The sequence below is a fragment of the Coprobacter fastidiosus genome (assembly GCF_030296935.1).
Classification (GTDB): Bacteria; Bacteroidota; Bacteroidia; order Bacteroidales; family Coprobacteraceae; genus Coprobacter; species Coprobacter fastidiosus.
Window position 1 is genome coordinate 979,322 of record NZ_AP028032.1, and the last position, 15,460, is coordinate 994,781.

Below are 15,460 nucleotides of genomic sequence, written 5' to 3' on the forward strand. Positions count from 1 at the left end.
TGGTACAAATACCTGTAATTCATCTATAAATCAATATAAATAACCAATATAATTTTGCAATGTAGATAACAAAAAACAAAATCAATTATGGACACAAAAATGAACTTTGATATGTATGTCCCGACACATACCTTATTCGGTGCAGGAATGTTAAACCATTTGCATTCTCAGAAAATGCCGGGGAAAAAAGCTTTACTCGTAATATCTAACGGCAAATCAACTAAAATAAACGGGTACCTAAAACGTACAGAAGAACAACTTCAAAAAGCCGGAGTAGAATTTACTATATTTGACCAGATTGAAGCAAATCCTTTAAAATCTACGGTCATGGCAGGAGGAAATGCTGCCCGAACAAATGGATGTGATTTTATTGTAGCTTTGGGAGGAGGTAGTGTCATGGACGCTTCAAAAGCTATCGCTGTTATGGCTACTAATGACGGAGATTATTGGGATTATATTCCTTCAGGAAGCGGAAAAGGTAAGATTATAACCAATGTACCGCTACCTATTATCGCTATCACGACAACCGCAGGAACAGGGTCGGAAACCGACCCCGGCTGCGTCATCACGAATGAAACAACTCATGAGAAGACAGGCTTTGTACATCCTGCTTTATTTCCCGTTCTCGCAATTGTCGATCCTGAACTAATGCTATCCGTTCCTCCGAAGTTTTCTGCCTATCAAGGATTTGATGCATTATTTCACAGCATAGAAGCATACGTATCGAACGGTGCAAATTTAATGAGTGACATGTATGCTTTAACTGCAATAGAAAATGTGTCTCTCAATCTGCCGAAGACAATAAAAAACGGGAACGATATAGAAGCCCGCACAAAAGTTGCATTCGGCAATACTCTTTCCGGATCTGTAATGTGCGTAGGCCGGTGTAACAGCGAACACTCTCTGGAACATGCCATGTCTGCTTATCACCAGGAACTTCCTCACGGAGCCGGGCTGATCATGATAAGCAAAGCTTACTTTACCCACCTTATTAAACAACACGTATGCGATGATCGTTTTATAAAGATGGCAAAGGTCATGGGTATGAAAAACGCAACAGAACCAATGGATTTTATAGCTGCTCTTACAAAGCTTCAGGAAGATTGCGGCGTAGCCGATCTCAAAATGTCCGATTATGGTATTACCCCCGATGAATTTAAAAAATTCGCTATCAATGCTAAAGATACCATGGGTTTTCTCTTCTCTTGTGATCGTATCCCGCTAAGTAATGAGGATTGTATAAATATTTATGCAGCATCTTACAAATAAATAATTTTAATAGCAAAAGGAAGAAACAAATAGAAAAAGGGAGTATTCTCTCAATGTCTAAACATAAAAAATTATGAAAACTCTGCATTCTATACTTATTTTTATCCTTATGATATCAACTACCTTTAATTCTTCGGCACAAAATAACGATTCAAAAATTTTAGTAGCCTACTATTCTTATAGCGGGAATACCAAAGCTGTTGCCGAACAGATACAAAAAGGTACTGATGGTGATTTATTTGAAATTCAACCTATAAAACCCTATTCCAAAAACTATCAAGAAGTTGTCGATCAAGCTAAAAAAGAAATCAACGACAACTATAAACCCGCTCTAAAAACTAAAGTAAAAGATATCGATAAATACGATGTCATTTTTGTCGGTTCACCTTGCTGGTGGGCTACAATAGCACCTCCGATAGCGACATTTTTATCAAGTTATAATCTCTCAGGAAAAACAGTCATTCCGTTTATGACTCATGAAGGAAGCCGCATGGGGCATTCAGAAAACGACATAAAGGCTCTTTGTCCGAAATCGAATGTTTTAAAGGGGCTTCCGATACGAGGTAGTCAGGTAAAACAAGCTGAAGAAGATGTTATGAAATGGTTAGAAAAAATAGAAATGCTAAAAAAATAAGAAATCATGCAAAAAGTAAAATTAAATAACGGCGTAGAGATGCCGATCTTAGGTTATGGAGTTTATCTGGTCACTCCTGAAGAATGCGAACGTTGTGTACTCGATGCCATCAGTGTAGGTTACCGTAGCATAGACACAGCACAAGCATATTATAATGAAGAAGGTGTGGGTGCAGCCATTACTAAATGCGGTGTTCCTCGCAGCGAATTATTCATTACTACCAAAGTCTGGATCAGCAATGCAGGAGAAAGTAGAGCAGCAGCCAGTATCGATGAGTCTTTACAAAAATTGCGCACCGAATATATCGACCTGTTACTCATTCACCAACCCTTCGGAGATTATTACGGAACATACCGAGCTATGGAAAAAGCTGTAAAAGCCGGAAAAGTAAGAAGTATTGGTTTGAGTAACTTTTATCCCGACCGTTTCGTAGATTTAGCAGAAAATGTCGATATAAAGCCTGCGGTAAATCAATTACGAACGAACGTATTCAGCCAACAATGGGATGCGGAGATAGAGATGAACAAATACGATACCCATATTATGGCATGGGCTCCGCTCACACAGGCAAATAAAACTCTGTTCGACAACCCTACTATCGCAAAAATTGCTGAGAATCACAACAAAACAGCTACACAAGTAGCCTTGCGCTACCTCATTCAACGAAATATTATCGCTATTCCCAAGTCTACTCATATAGAACGGATGAAGCAGAATTTGGATGTATTTGATTTCTCCCTTACTGATGCAGAAATGGAAGCTATTCGCCCGCTCGATCAAGAAGCAGATTTCCAATGGTCACATCGTAATCCCGAGCTGGTACGTTTTTTGCTGAATTATGATAAACAATTCAATCCCAAAAACAAGTAAATAACCTGTTACATTGAAATATGAAAAATATATTGATAGTATCGGGACACCCTGATTTAAATAATTCATTCGCAAATAAAAATATATTGGAAGAACTGAACAGTCTGTTACCTGAAGCAGAGTTTGCTTATTTAGACAAATTATATCCGGATTTCCGTATAGATATAGAAACAGAACAAAAACGGCTGCTTCGTGCAGATATTATCGTCTTCCAATTTCCTCTATTCTGGTATAGTGCACCTTCTCTACTGCATCGTTGGATAGAACAAACGTTTGTACACGGTTTTTCTCACGGGCGAACAGGAGACAAGCTGAAAGGCAAAAAGTTGATACTTTCTTTCACTTCCGGTGCTCCAGAGGAAATGTACTGTTACGGCGGATTACAAAATTATCCTATCGAAGATTTTCTTCCGCCCTATAAACAGCTGGCCAATCTATGCGGATTGCAATGGGAAGGCTATATATATAGCGGAGGCCTCTCTTACGCCAACCGGCATGATGAGAAGATTCTGAGACAAATGAAAGACAAAGCCATTAATCACGCTTATTCATTGGTCGAGAAAATAAAAAACTTGGAAAATCCTTAAATATTTTCCGATTAAGAAATTATTATTTTCAAAACAGAGCCGAGTGAAATTTAGACTCTTTATTCCTAATATAGGAGACATTATAGGCAACAAAATGTTGTCTATAATGTTTTCAAAATTACATCCAAGAAATCAGATTCTGTTTTTTCAAAATCGATTTTCCAACATCATCTATTGACGGATTAAAAAAAATTATATTTATTTGCCACACTCAAAAATAACCGTCAAAATACCCCTTAAATAAAAAATGAAATACTCCTATCTGCTCTTAGATTTGGACGGGACTGTTACCGATTCAATGACTGGCATTACCCGATCGGTACAATATGCTCTGAAACATTTTGGAATTGAAATAAAAGAATTAAGCTTGCTGCAACCGTTCATTGGTCCACCTCTCAAAGATTCTTTTAAAGAATTCTATCATTTTACTGAAGAGCAAGCAACTCTTGCAACATCAAAATATCATGAATATTTTTCTTCAAAAGGAATATTCGAAAACGCAGTTTATCCCGGAATAAAAGATTTCTTACAGAAACAGAAAAAGGAAAACAAGCAAATATTATTAGCAACGTCTAAACCTGAAATTTTAGCCAAACAGATACTCGATCATTTTGAACTATCATTCTATTTCGATTTTATAGGAGGCGCGACTTTTGATGACAGCCGATCTTCCAAGAAAGACGTCATTAACTACGTATTAGAAAACTGCCAACTCAAAAACAAATTAGATAAATGTATCATGATCGGAGACCGGAAACACGATATAGAAGGAGCTAAGGCTAATCACATTTCTTCAGCAGGAGTCCTATATGGCTACGGTAGTAAGGAAGAACTCATACAGGCCAAAGCCGATTATATAGTCAAAGATTTAAAGGAACTGCAAACAGTACTTATCTAAGAGCCTGTCTAAATTTTCCGATAAAAAATATTATCAGGTCATTTTTGCGCTTTCTTCCGGTCTTTTTTCCCGTTTTCCCTCGTCAAATAGCCCGCTATCATCCTCCTGAAAACAGAAAAATATCCTCGAAAGAAACTCTCAAATCTGACCCGAGCAAAATTTACGACAGGCTCTAAAAGTGAAAACTCAAAGAACCTTGCCCAAAATTTTCATAATGCATCAAGGCTTTTTTACTCCTTTATATATCAACACCCCTAATACTAAAATACCCAAAGCTATAAAACCCCAAGAAAGCTCTTTACTATATTCTGCTACTTTACTCATTAACTGATCTTGAGGAACGACCGATTCGAGATAATATCCTATCACAGCTAATATGATATTCCAAAGACCTGCCCCTAATGTCGTATAAAGCAAGAATGTAGACAACTTCATACGTGCAAGCCCGGCAGGTATAGAAATCAACTGCCTGACTGCAGGCACTAAACGTCCTACAAAAGTCGATATACGACCGTTATCATCGAAAAATTTTTCTGCTTTCATAACAGATGCCTCATCAATCAAGCACATATGTCCGATACGGCTCGATGCAAATTTATATATCAAAGGACGTCCTATCCACATCGCTAAATAATAATTCACTAAAGCTCCGATATTTGCTCCTAACGTCGCAAACAAAACCACTAGATAAATATTCAGTTCACCGGCAGCCGCCTTGTATGCAGCAGGTGGAACTACAATCTCCGAAGGAAAAGGGATAAACGAACTTTCTATAGCCATTAATAAAGTAATAGTCCAATAATTCAAATGGTCAAGACACCACTGTATAAAAGCCAATGACTCCATATATTATCTTTTAATTATTTTGCAAAGATAACCAGCGAATTAGCCATTCATGTTTCATTCATAATGCATTTATATTACATTTTTATTACAAAAACACATATTACCTATTACGGTTAGCTGCATACAACCCATCTATAATGCCATCAGCCAGTCCGATCACAGGCACATAAATGTATTCAGAATGGAGAATTTCTGCTATCGTCAGAAATATTTCGGATGCCGGAACAATAACATCTGCCCGATCGGGTTTCAAATTAAATACTTGCATACGTTCTTCGAACGAAAGCAACTTAAGTTTCTCATAAAGAGACTTCAATACTATAACCGATATGCGCTGTCGTTTCTTATCGGTTTTCTCTGCCAAACGATACAATTTATTGATATTCCCACCTGAACCGATAATATTAGTTCCGAGATAGTTTTCCGACAATGTTTTCATATCGGCTTCAAGACGTTTCCACTCTTCAAAATCTACCGCATCATTTAACATGCGCACTGTTCCTATATTATAAGATTTAGAGCATACCAACTCTCCTTTTATCAATAAATTGACCTCTGTACTTCCACCACCGACATCCACATACATATAATTCCCATGCCGGTCTTCCATACACTCTATATGGTTATTATAGACCATACGGGCTTCTTCCTGTCCCGTAATAATTTCAATTTTAATTCCGGTTTTTTTCTCTATCATTTTAATAATATCTTTCCCGTTGACAGCATCCCGCATTGCAGAAGTTGCGCAGGCTCGATAGTCTGCGACATCATATATCTTCATTAAATGACGATACGATTTCATCAACCGAATCATATTCTTTTCTTTCTTTTCAGAGATACGTCCTTTAGAAAAGACATCAAATCCTAAACGAAGAGGTACACGAAGCAACAATACTTTCGAGAATTTTTTTTCAGAATTTTCGTTTATATGCTTAATAAGTAATCGCACCGCATTAGAACCTATATCAATAGCGGCATAATTCTTTTCGGATCGCTTATTTCTACTCTTATTTTCTTTATTCATTCTTGATTTTTTTCTAAATAACAATCATACAATGCACTTTGAGAACGAAACGGGATATTGTCATCCGTAGTCCAAGAACTGTTTTTCCCAGTACCATCTATTACACGTCCTTGCAAAGTATCTCTCAATCCATAATCGATAATTTTTTTCATTTCTTCCTTTATAGCTTGATCATACACCGGCGTTATGACTTCTATACGGTTATCCAAGTTACGGGGCATCCAATCAGCTGAACCGAGAAAAACTTTTTCCTTTCCTCCTGCTGCAAAAATAAATATGCGCGAATGCTCCAAATAACGATCGACAATACCGTTAATATGTATATTATCGCTTACTCCCCGCACTCCTGTAATAAGAGAACAATTTCCTCGTACAAGCATATCTATCAACACTCCTTTTTGCGACGCTTCGTATAATTTATTTACGATAACAGGATCTGTTACATGATTTATCTTAATCTTAATATACGCCGGTTTTCCCGCTTTTTTATTTTTTATCTCGTCATTGATAAGAGATAAAAACTTTCGCTTCATCTCATTCGGTGAAACCAATAATTCTTTAAAACGAACAGGTATGTAAGGATATTCGATAAAATCGAATACGGAATTAACATCTTTCACAATACGTGGAGCTGAGGTCATCAACATACAATCAGTGTAAGACCGTGCATTTCCTTCATGAAAATTTCCCGTACTTATACAAGCAATATCCGTACCTGTTTTCATTGAGATATGGGCAATTTTCGAATGTACTTTCAAACCCTCCACTCCAAAAATCACTTTTATTCCTGCATCCTGCATCTTTTTCGACCATCCGATATTAGAAGCCTCATCAAAACGCGCAAGTAACTCGATAACAACAGTTACTTTCTTCCCATTACGAGCAGCACCGATCAAAGCTTTTACCACTTTCGACTCTTTAGCTAAACGATAAAGAGTTATTTTGATACCTTTTACCTGTTTATTTACCGCAGCTTCTTGCAATATCCGTATAAAAGAATCAAAACTGTGATAAGGAACATGTATAAAACGATCTTTTTTATGAATTTCATCAAAAATACTTCCGGAAACAGAAAGTTCCTTCTTCAATATAGGAGGCCACAAAGGATATTTCAGATCTTTACGCCCGCAATCCGGGAAGTGCATCAAATCTTTATGATTCTGATAACGTCCACCTCCCAAAACAGTATCGAGACTGTCAAGATTTAATTTTTTCAATACCCTTTTCAAAAGATCTTTAGGCATCTCCATGTCATAAACGACACGCAAAGGCTCTCCTTTTTTACGGCTTTTGATTCCTTTGGATATTTTCTGAAGCATTCCGTTACGCAAATCGTTATCGATTTCCATCTCAGCATCACGAGTAAATTTAAAAGAGTACGCTTCAAAACGGACATAATCCAATCCATTAAAAATCAAAGATAAACAGCATCTGACTACATCATCGAGATACATCAAAAAACTTTTCCCGTCTTTATCGGGTAACCGTACAAAACGCCCACAAACAGAAACCGGAAGTTCAAGCAATGCATATTCCGAAGTAGCGTTCGTATTCTCTTTCGACAATTTTACAGCCAAATATATATCTTCATCAGTCTCACTGTCAAGTTGCTTTATTGCCGAAAACCAAACCGGAACAATAAAACCATTCAATTTTTCCCAATAAAAAGAACGAATAAAACCGAGTTGCTCCTCATCTGCTTCCTTATCAGAAATCAAATAGATATTTTCACCGCGTAATTTCTCTGTCACATCCTTTACCGCCTTCTCATAATCCTTAGAATAACTGCCATTTAGTTTAGCTATACGCTTAATAAGTTGTTTGGCATTCTCTCTTTCCCGTAAAGCAGAGCGATCATTACATTCGGCAATCCGATTTTGAGTTGCCACACGTACCCGAAAAAATTCATCTAAATTATTAGAATAAATTCCCAAGAAAGCTAAACGTTCTAACAAAGGAACATCTTCCTTGCAGGCTTCCTGAAGAATTCTTCGGTTAAAATACATCCAACTAATATCCCGGTCTAAGTAATATCGGCTTAACTTCTTATCTCCCATATCATCGTATTTTCTGCAAAAGAAGAATACTTACGTTACAATTATATTACATATTTATAATAATACAATTAAATTCGGCACAAGTTCTTCTTTCACAGCCAATAACTCCAAAATATAACCTCTTTTTACTATCAAAACTATTTTTCACGCCAAATCATATCTTTAAATTGCCAATATATGAAAACCATTCTCCCTGTCAAATGTTTTATATCTACGCAAAATCGTTATTATATAAACTTATAGAGATATTTATGGCACAAAAAGTAGCAGAACAAGTCGTTGACATGCTGGTCGATACCGGAGTAAAGCGAATTTACGCTGTCACTGGAGACAGTTTGAATGAAATCAATGACGCAGTAAGACGAAATGAAAAAATAGATTGGATACATGTCCGTCATGAAGAAACAGGAGCTTTCGCCGCCGGAGCTGAAGCCCAAATAACCGGTAATATCGCTTGCTGTGCTGGAAGCAGCGGACCGGGACATGTGCATCTGATAAACGGAATATATGATGCTCATCGTTCCAATGCTCCAGTAATAGCAATAGCCTCAACAATCGCCACCCATGAATTCGGCACTAAATACTTTCAAGAAACAAATACGATAAAATTATTCGATGATTGCAGCTATTACAACGAAATAGCGACAACCGCACAGCAATTGCCGAGAATGATGCAAGCTGCAATTCAAACAGCTATTTCAAAAAAAGGCGTTTCTGTCATCGGGTTACCCGGAGACTTAACTTCTCAGAAAGTTGCCAACATAGATTCTTCTAACACGCCTTATCACACACAACCCGTTGTTTCTCCCCAGATTACAAAAATAAAAAAAATTGCTTCTTTATTGAACAAAGCGAATAAAATCACCATCTTTTGCGGTATAGGTGCACAAAATGCTCATGACGAAGTAGTCGAATTGTCACAATCTTTAAATGCACCTGTCGCATATTCGTTTAAAGGGAAAATGGGAATTCAACATAATAATCCGAATGAAGTAGGCATGACCGGACTATTGGGCTTGCCATCAGGATATTATAGTATGCAAGAAGCGGAAATATTATTATTGTTAGGCACGGATTTCCCATATACCCCCTTTATGCCCGAAAACAGTTATATCATCCAAGTCGATATCCGAGCTAATCGCATAGGAAGAAGAGCGAAAGTAAATATGGGTGTAGTCGGAGATGTTAAAGATACTCTCAAAATACTAAACCCGCTTATAGAACCCAAAAAGGACGACAGTTTCCTTAAACGGCATTTGAAAATATACGAAACCGTAAAAAAGAATCTCAATACTTATGTCACAAACAAAGGTGCGGAAAACAAGATACATCCCGAATATGTAATGCATCTTATCAATAAAAAAGCCGATGAAAATGCCATATTTACCGTAGATACAGGGATGACTTGCGTATGGGGAGCTCGTTATCTGGAAAGTACCGGAAAACGAACGATGTTAGGCTCATTTAATCACGGATCAATGGCAAATGCTATGCCTCAAGCAATCGGCGCTGCATTGGCTGCTCCCGAACGGCAAATTATAGCCCTGTGCGGTGATGGCGGACTTTCTATGCTCTTGGGAGATTTAGAAACAATTGTACAGTATAAACTCCCTGTAAAAATCATAGTGTTTAACAACAGGGCTTTAGGAATGGTAAAATTAGAAATGGAAGTAGCCGGACTCCCTGACAACCAAACGAATATGCTGAATCCTGACTTTGAACTTGTAGCTAAGGCTATGGGTATGACCGGGTTTACCGTACGACATCCTGACAATGTAGAATCTGTTCTCGAATCGGCGATGAAAACAGATGGTCCGGTATTAGTAAATATTATGACCGATCCTAATGCTTTAGCAATGCCCCCCAAAATAGAGTTCGACCAAATGCTCGGATTTGCACAATCTATGTACAAACTAATTTTGAATGGAAGAACAAAAGAAGTCATGGAAACGATAAATTCCAATATAAAACATTGGAAAGAAGCTTTATGATGTGTTATCCACTAAATTTCACTATCTTTGCAGTCCGTTAATTTAATTCGGCGATGAAAAAGAAAATGAAATTTACTCAAGAAGATTACCTCAAAGCTAACAGAAAAGCGAGCCGAGAGGAAGAAATCGAAAAACACGGACGTCCGGTTTCTTTTAATCGAATCCATGTCTCAAAAAAAGTATATAACCGAAAAAGGATTAAGGCAGGCGACAAAAACCTGCCTTATTTATTTGAAAAAGCTGCATGAGATTTAGAGCCTATCTAAATTTGCCAATAAGAAAATATCATCAGGTCATTTTTGCGCTTTCTTCCGGTTTATTTTCCCGTTTTCCCTCGTCAAATAGCCCGCTATCATCCTCGTAAAGACAACAGAACATCCTCGAAGGAAGCTCCTAACCGACCCGTATAAAATTCAGGTAAACTCCCAAAGGAGATGTTTAAATTTTATTGAATATAAAAACAGAAGGCCGGTCTCTCCCGAGCCGGCCTTCCCAAACTTGAAATATATCAAAAACAAGAAAGAGGATAGCTTATTCCAAGAATAAGCAAGGATAATAATACCAATGAAACACACAAAAAACAAGAATATCATAAATAGATAAAACTTAAAGCTTTCCACGTTATTCCAGACTACAATCTCTATTGTTCGTCTAATAAACGATCCTGTATCGCTTGTTTGACTATAAAACATTCCAAATCTCTCAATTGTTTTTCAATAAACATTATTTAACAATGAAAACCGATTCAATCTTATGAAGATATTTTTTCCACCCGCTTCGACTGCAATAAAATCCGTTATATTTGCACTTTATTAAAAAACGGAACACATTATGAGCACATTACCTCCCTCAGAAATAGTAATATCTGCAGAAAAATCGGCTTTGCAAAAAATCGAATTCAGTACACGAAAAACCGTTATTTTAGGCATATTGGCCGGAATTTATATAGCAATGGGAGGATTATTGTCTCTTCTAATCGGCAGCGGATTTCCTGAAATAACGAATAACAATCCCGGACTACAAAAACTTCTTTCCGGTTGCATGTTCCCTTTGGGGCTCATATTAGTTGTCATCGCCGGAGCAGAACTATTCACCGGCAATAATGCGATTTTAATACCGGGAGTATTAAACGACAAATATAAATGGACGGCAGTATGGAAAAACTGGGTTATCGTTTACTTCAGTAATTTTCTCGGAGCTCTTTTTTTTGTTTATGTTATGGTACATTCGACAGGAGTTGTCGCATCCGATCCTTGGCATTCGGCAATAAAAAATATTGCAGTCGCCAAAGTATCGATGTCTTGGATTACAGTCTTCTTAAAAGGAATCGGAGCTAATTGGCTCGTATGTCTTGCCGTATGGTTAGGAATGAGTTCGTCAAGTACTGCCGGGAAATTCATAGGATTGTGGTTCCCGGTTATGGGTTTTGTCGCAATCGGATATGAACACAGTATAGCCAACATGTTCTTCATTCCGTTAGGTATGCTCCAAGGAGCAGACATATTGGTTTACGATTTCTTGGTAAGCAATCTCATTCCGGCAACATTAGGAAACATTATCGGAGGTGCTCTATTCGTAGGTAGTTTTTATTGGTATGCTTATCTAAAAAAATAAAACATTTGCTCTTAAAGCCTATATATCTTATATCCTAAAAGGATCGGAATAATGTACTATACCCTGTACTCCGTCCAAAGCACCGGGAAATAATTCTATTGCCATACAATATTCTTCTGGGACATCGAAAGGAAACTCGATGTTAAAATCAGAAGCTTTTTTATAACCGAATCTCGGATAATAGTCTTTATGCCCTAATAAAACGGCAGAACTATAGCCCAACTGTGAAGCTCGTTTATGTGCTTCCCGAAGCAACTCTCCTCCTATACCCTGTTTCTGAAATTCAGGTAAGACGGAAAGCGGAGCTACAGCTAATGAAATAACCGACTCATTTCCCGATACTATCGCCACTTTCGTGAGTAAAATATGTCCCACTATTTTTCTCTCATCAACCTCTGCTACTAAAGAAAGTTCCGGAATAAAAGCATCCGATTTGCGCAAACGACCGACTAATAGATGTTCGGTATGATCGCTTTCTTTTACATTTCTGAAGGCATATTCTACCAAATCGTCAACAAGCTTATAATCAAAAATTTGTTCTTGTCTAATTTTAATATTCATTATTTATAAAATTACTCAAACTTATTGACCGACAAAAGAGAACTTCAAAACATTTTTTTCTTCAGCATTACTACACTACCGGCATCTTTTGACAACTTAGTGTATCCATAAAGATGCACAAAACCGAGAACCGTTACAAAAATAAACGCCAATCTAAAGTCTGGAATGGTATAATGTCCTGCAATTCCATGATTTATAATATTCGAAAAACGCAAAACTACCGCTCCCATGGCGATTCCCATGCCTGTTGACATTTGTTGTATGGTACTATACAAAGTATTTGCCGCTGTCGTCTGGGAAGCTGGTGTATCGGTAAAAGCCAGAGTTGTTAAAGAACTGAACTGTAATGATCGAAAAAGACCTGCTGTAAATAAAACTAAGACAATGACATAAACCGGAGTCGTAGGCATCAACAATGCGGTAAAGAAAGTAAACAAAGCCGAAAAACAACCGTTTACGATCAATATCGTACGAAATCGGAAACGGTGCATAATCCATACTGTCAATGATTTCATAGACAAATTTCCAACCATTGTGGATAAAAACAGCAGTCCTGACTCAAAAGGATTCAGTCCAAATCCTTCTTGAAACATCAACGGTACAAGATAGGGAAAAACTCCTATAATCATCCGAGATACAGACCCGGTAAGAATCGTCACTTTATAAGAATTAATTTTCATTACAGAATAGTCGATCAAAGGATGCGATATATGTTTCGAATATCTGACATTAAACCACAACAAAAGCAAACTAAAACCTATAATCAACAAAGAATAAAAATAAGAAACACCGTCTTTGCTTAAAATTTCAACTCCATACATAAATCCGGCTAAAGAAAAACCGCTCAATACAAATCCTACAGCGTCAAAACGAACTTTCAACCGTTCTTTACGCTCTTCAGAAGGGATATACTTCCATGCCAAAAAGATGCATATAATACTGATCGGAACGTTTAAATAAAAAATATACCGCCAATCCCAATAAGTCGTTAAATATCCTCCGACAAGAGGTCCGATAATCGGAGCGACTAATGCAGGTAAAGTAATATAGTTCATTGCAACCGGCAAGTCTTCCTTAGGTGTAGTCTTCAATACAGCCAAACGCCCCACAGGAGACATCATCGCACCCGCCATTCCCTGCATAATACGATACAGAACAAATTGAGTCAAGGATACAGATGTCCCGCATAATGTCGAAGCTAAAATAAAAAAAGCGACAGCAATACAAAAAACATTGCGTGTACCAAAACGATCGGCAATCCACCCGCTGACCGGAATAAATATAGCCAAAGCTATTAAATAAGACGTTACTCCTGTACTTAAATGAATAACATCAACTCTAAAAGAACGAGCCATTGCGGGTATTGCCGTATTTACGGCTGTCGTATCCAAGAATTGCATAAAAAATGCAATAGCAACTATCAAAGATACAGTGACAGATCTGTTAAACTTAAACGGTAATTTCTTTTTCCACCTCATCCATCTCTATTTTCCACCGAAATCACACAATTTTTTCATCAAACTTCATGAAAAAATTCAAACTCCGTATTTTCATTCAGATCGGGAAAAATGATCATGCTCTCAGAGCCTATCTGAATTTTCCTTAAACCGATGCAAAGATACTCGATTTATATCATTTATCATTTCTTGAATATCGCAAAACCGCTCTATTTATCGCTTAAAAAATTAAAATACTTAGAGCCAACAAATTTTGCTCGGGCAAAATCCACATGGAAATAAATCAAACAAAACGAGAGCAAACGGATGCAAAAATAGTTACAAACAACTGATTTTCAGATAATATATTCTAATAAATAGAGATTTTGATTATTGACGTTTAAAGATGGTGCATAACATAGAGAATGGATTGACTCTTACCGAAAAATGAACAGTCCTGTATTGTCTATGCCGATGAAGCCAATGTGGCGATGTTTGGAATGACTGCCAAAATATGGCGTGAACAACACCCTGAATTGAAAGGGAATATCCGAGACCATGCTTCTATTAATGAATCGATTTGTCTCTCGAACATGGAAAACTTAAACACCGTGTTCATAGACCAAGGCATTCCACAGTGTAAGCAATTGATTAAACTCAATCAGATTGCCATTCAACAGATAAAAGTATTGGAGGTGACAACAACGACCGTAAATTGTTAAAATAAAAAATTATATAAATTAGATGTATAACATTTAAAAGACTTCCAACAAGTAAATAAAAAACATTGGGACGACATTCAAATTGCCCCAATGTTGTATATCGCTTATGATTGTATTTCAAATTAGAGATAACATTTTATTCAATGACACCCCTGCAGGCTAATCCTACATAACGCTCTTGTGTAGTGAAGGTCTCGCATACGACACCACCACCTATAACGTTTGTATTAAATATAAAGGCGTAAGCATTAGTTTGTTTTTGCTCATAAAGCGTACAGAGGTTTACCGACCAAAAAGCACCGGTGTAATCTTCAGTAGCAGGAGTGTGAATTGAGGAAGGTTTTTGCCAACGAGTTTTTCCGGGAACGAACATGCTGTTTCCGTTAGGCCCAGTTAGCAATACACCCGGAACATTATTCAGCGTGTCTCTTTTAGTATCACACTGAAGAATAAGTTCCCGAATTTCGGTATTTGTCGGCATTCTCCAACCCCCTCCCATTTCTATGCGGACAACATCATCTTCAAGGACAAGACTTTTCAATCCATCAACCGTACCAAAGTCACTGTCCGTGCAATATTTGGTGATATTCCTTTGGTTTGTCCAGTATTTATAATTGGTTGATAGATATTCCTCTTTAGGAGACACTTCTCCCCATGCGTAAAGATTTCCGGTGTCATATGGCGATGTTGCTCCGACATTACAAGTTGCCCATTTTACACTCAATCCTAAATCAACATATTGGTAACCATTCGTTTCTCCAATCTGTTGTTGTTCCGTAATATCTTTATCATCATCAGAAGAACATGATACGATAACAAACAGTGAAACAGCAAATAAAAATTTTAATATATTCATTTTTGTCTATCTTTTAATTGATTTGTTATTCTTTTCCCCAGTGGATTTGCTCTTGTTATTTATACCTAATCATAAAACTATTAGCGTTAGAATAT

The 15,460-nt window shown here is 37.2% G+C and carries 14 protein-coding genes and 1 pseudogene; 9 read left to right on the forward strand and 6 right to left on the reverse strand.

Translation table 11 applies throughout. The features are described 5' to 3' along the window. The first annotated feature begins 87 nt into the window (after window positions 1–87). The 5 genes from QUE35_RS03980 (at window position 88) to QUE35_RS04000 (ending at window position 4,258) form a co-directional block, all read left to right on the forward strand. Window positions 88–1,269, forward strand: a complete 1,182-nt coding sequence (locus QUE35_RS03980; RefSeq protein ID WP_022600936.1) for an iron-containing alcohol dehydrogenase — start codon at window positions 88–90, stop codon at window positions 1,267–1,269. 73 nt (window positions 1,270–1,342) lie between these two features. Next, on the forward strand, window positions 1,343–1,903 hold the full coding sequence (locus QUE35_RS03985) for a flavodoxin (RefSeq protein ID WP_031258481.1): 561 nt from the start codon (window positions 1,343–1,345) through the stop codon (window positions 1,901–1,903). A gap of 6 nt (window positions 1,904–1,909) precedes the next feature. Next, window positions 1,910–2,773, forward strand: a complete 864-nt coding sequence (locus tag QUE35_RS03990; RefSeq protein WP_022600934.1) for an aldo/keto reductase — start codon at window positions 1,910–1,912, stop codon at window positions 2,771–2,773. Window positions 2,774–2,793: 20 nt separating this feature from the next. Next, the gene (locus tag QUE35_RS03995) at window positions 2,794–3,360 is read left to right on the forward strand and encodes an NAD(P)H-dependent oxidoreductase (protein WP_022600933.1); all 567 of its coding nucleotides are present in this window, start codon (window positions 2,794–2,796) and stop codon (window positions 3,358–3,360) included. 247 nt (window positions 3,361–3,607) lie between these two features. Then, window positions 3,608–4,258 (forward strand): HAD family hydrolase, encoded by a 651-nt coding sequence (locus QUE35_RS04000; RefSeq protein ID WP_031258480.1) that lies wholly within the window; start codon window positions 3,608–3,610, stop codon window positions 4,256–4,258. Between the two features lie 219 nt (window positions 4,259–4,477). On the opposite strand, the gene QUE35_RS04005 is transcribed toward QUE35_RS04000, so the two are convergent. From QUE35_RS04005 to QUE35_RS04015, 3 genes are all read right to left on the reverse strand, one after another. Beyond that, window positions 4,478–5,104 carry a DedA family protein gene (locus tag QUE35_RS04005; RefSeq protein WP_022600931.1) on the reverse strand — a complete coding sequence of 209 codons (627 nt, stop codon included), beginning with the start codon at window positions 5,102–5,104 and terminating at the stop codon, window positions 4,478–4,480. Between the two features lie 100 nt (window positions 5,105–5,204). Next, window positions 5,205–6,128, reverse strand: coding sequence for a Ppx/GppA phosphatase family protein (locus QUE35_RS04010; protein WP_022390420.1), 924 nt, complete (start codon window positions 6,126–6,128; stop codon window positions 5,205–5,207). Next, window positions 6,125–8,185, reverse strand: a complete 2,061-nt coding sequence (locus QUE35_RS04015; RefSeq protein ID WP_022600930.1) for an RNA degradosome polyphosphate kinase — start codon at window positions 8,183–8,185, stop codon at window positions 6,125–6,127. Before QUE35_RS04015 ends, QUE35_RS04010 begins: the two co-directional genes overlap by 4 nt. 251 nt (window positions 8,186–8,436) lie before the next feature. Here QUE35_RS04015 and QUE35_RS04020 point away from each other — a divergent pair, with 251 nt between their 5' ends. From QUE35_RS04020 to QUE35_RS04030, 3 genes are all read left to right on the forward strand, one after another. Beyond that, complete coding sequence (locus QUE35_RS04020; protein WP_031258477.1) at window positions 8,437–10,176, forward strand: thiamine pyrophosphate-dependent enzyme; 1,740 nt, start codon at window positions 8,437–8,439, stop codon at window positions 10,174–10,176. 53 nt (window positions 10,177–10,229) lie between these two features. Next, on the forward strand, window positions 10,230–10,424 hold the full coding sequence (locus QUE35_RS04025) for a hypothetical protein (RefSeq protein ID WP_009319270.1): 195 nt from the start codon (window positions 10,230–10,232) through the stop codon (window positions 10,422–10,424). A 583-nt stretch (window positions 10,425–11,007) separates the two neighbouring features. Beyond that, window positions 11,008–11,790, forward strand: coding sequence for a formate/nitrite transporter family protein (locus QUE35_RS04030; RefSeq protein ID WP_022600926.1), 783 nt, complete (start codon window positions 11,008–11,010; stop codon window positions 11,788–11,790). Window positions 11,791–11,817: 27 nt separating this feature from the next. Here the strand turns inward: QUE35_RS04030 and QUE35_RS04035 are convergent, their stop codons facing one another. Then, the gene (locus QUE35_RS04035) at window positions 11,818–12,351 is read right to left on the reverse strand and encodes a GNAT family N-acetyltransferase (protein WP_022390415.1); all 534 of its coding nucleotides are present in this window, start codon (window positions 12,349–12,351) and stop codon (window positions 11,818–11,820) included. Window positions 12,352–12,395: 44 nt separating this feature from the next. After that, window positions 12,396–13,829 carry a DHA2 family efflux MFS transporter permease subunit gene (locus tag QUE35_RS04040; RefSeq protein WP_022600923.1) on the reverse strand — a complete coding sequence of 478 codons (1,434 nt, stop codon included), beginning with the start codon at window positions 13,827–13,829 and terminating at the stop codon, window positions 12,396–12,398. Window positions 13,830–14,239: 410 nt separating this feature from the next. Here QUE35_RS04040 and QUE35_RS04045 point away from each other — a divergent pair. Next, a pseudogene (locus QUE35_RS04045) lies at window positions 14,240–14,514 on the forward strand (KilA-N domain-containing protein); the annotation flags it as partial. Window positions 14,515–14,645: 131 nt separating this feature from the next. Here the strand turns inward: QUE35_RS04045 and QUE35_RS04050 are convergent. Then, window positions 14,646–15,365, reverse strand: a complete 720-nt coding sequence (locus QUE35_RS04050) for a hypothetical protein (RefSeq protein WP_022600919.1) — start codon at window positions 15,363–15,365, stop codon at window positions 14,646–14,648. Window positions 15,366–15,460: the final 95 nt, after the last annotated feature.